The following is a 1,598-nucleotide window of genomic DNA, read 5'->3' on the forward strand; positions in this document are numbered from 1 at the left end:
CTAAAGTAGACACTTAAAAAAGTAAATCTACTTTAGGGGGAGTTTTTTTGCGTTCAAATAGTAAACATACAGTATCTGAATTAGAATATTTTATTAAATTATATTTACAGGAAGGCGTAAGTATCAGTGAGTTGCAAGAAACCTATGGTTTAAAGCTTGTAGAAAGTAAATTTCGCCGCAAGATTCTACGATATAAAGAGCACGGCATTTCTGGTATTCAGTCAAGTAAAACCAACAATCATTATAGTCAAGAGTTTAAGCAAGCTATTGTTGAGGAGTATTTTACTTCTGATCAAACAATAGCTGGGATTGCACGTAAGTATAATATTCCTTCAGATGCAACTGTTGGAAATTGGATAATCAAGTATACTAAGGGTGAAGAAAACCGTAATTATTTTCCATTACCCGAGGTGTATAAAATGAAAAGCAGAAAAACGACCACAGAAGAAAAAATAATGATTGTCAAAGATTGCTTGGCCAATGAATTGTCTTATAAAGAAACAGCTCAGAAACATCATGTATCCTACAACAATGTGTATTCGTGGGTTAAAAAGTATAAAGAATACGGTCCTGATGGACTTAGCGATAATCGTGGACGGCGGAAACCTGGTAGTTTACAAACAAATGAAGAGAAGTTAAAGGCAGAAATTGCCGCACTGGAGGCTAAAAATGAGTACTTAGAAACAGAAAATGCAGCAATAAAAAAGCGGAGAGAAGTGGAAAGAGAGTTGATGTTACGCAAACAAGGTATGAAGTCGAATATCAAACCATTAAAAATTTACAACAAGAAGGAGTCAAAATAGTGCATTTATGTAAAGCTTTAAAAGTCAGTAGAGCCGGTTACTATAAATGGTTGAATCGCAAACCATCCCCCAAAGGTCAGCGTCTAGAAAAGCTTATTGAAATGATTGTCCATACTTATAATAAATTTAATGGTATTTATGGTTATCGTCGGATAACCATTTATCTAAATCATTACTTAGGTGCTAAAGTAAACCATAAGTGTGTTCATCGATTAATGAAATTATTGAAATTAAAAGCTGTTATTCGTCAAAAAAGATATAATTACAAACCGCATACACCTAATCATGTGGCAGAAAACATCTTAAATAGAGCATTCCAAGAAGAATACAAGCCAATGGAAGTGCTACTTACAGATGTAACAGAATTACCTTACGGTAATAATTCAAAAGCATATCTAAGCGCTATTTTAGATTATGGTGTCCAAAAAATAATAGCATTCAAACTCTCACACCACAATAACAATGCCTTAGTTCGAGATACGTTTTCACAAATTGAAAATCAACTTATCCCGAATAAAACATTGATCCACAGTGATCGTGGATTTCAATATACTTCTCATTTTTTTAGAGAATATATTTCTAGAAACGATGTAATACATAGCATGTCCAGAGTGGGTAAATGTATAGATAACGGTCCGATGGAAAGCTTCTGGGGTATTCTGAAATCAGAAATGCCACAATTAGAAGCATACGATACGTTTGAAGAGTTAAATGATGCACTTCAATCTTATATTGAATTTTATAATATGGAGCGAGTTCCACTTAGCATGGGATTGCGTATTCCAGCATAAAAAA

Annotated in this window: 1 protein-coding gene and 1 pseudogene; both read left to right on the forward strand. The window is 33.7% G+C overall.

Translation table 11 applies throughout. The features are described from left to right. Window positions 1-131: 131 nt before the first annotated feature. Window positions 132-803 carry a helix-turn-helix domain-containing protein gene (locus tag EF384_RS09475; protein ID WP_233570091.1) on the forward strand — a complete coding sequence of 224 codons (672 nt, stop codon included), beginning with the start codon at window positions 132-134 and terminating at the stop codon, window positions 801-803. Continuing rightward, window positions 764-1,594: pseudogene (locus tag EF384_RS09480) on the forward strand (IS3 family transposase); the annotation flags it as partial. The gene EF384_RS09475 and the pseudogene EF384_RS09480, both read left to right, overlap by 40 nt. Window positions 1,595-1,598: the final 4 nt, after the last annotated feature.

This window comes from Aerococcus agrisoli (assembly GCF_003797145.1).
GTDB lineage: Bacteria > Bacillota > Bacilli > Lactobacillales > Aerococcaceae > Aerococcus > Aerococcus agrisoli.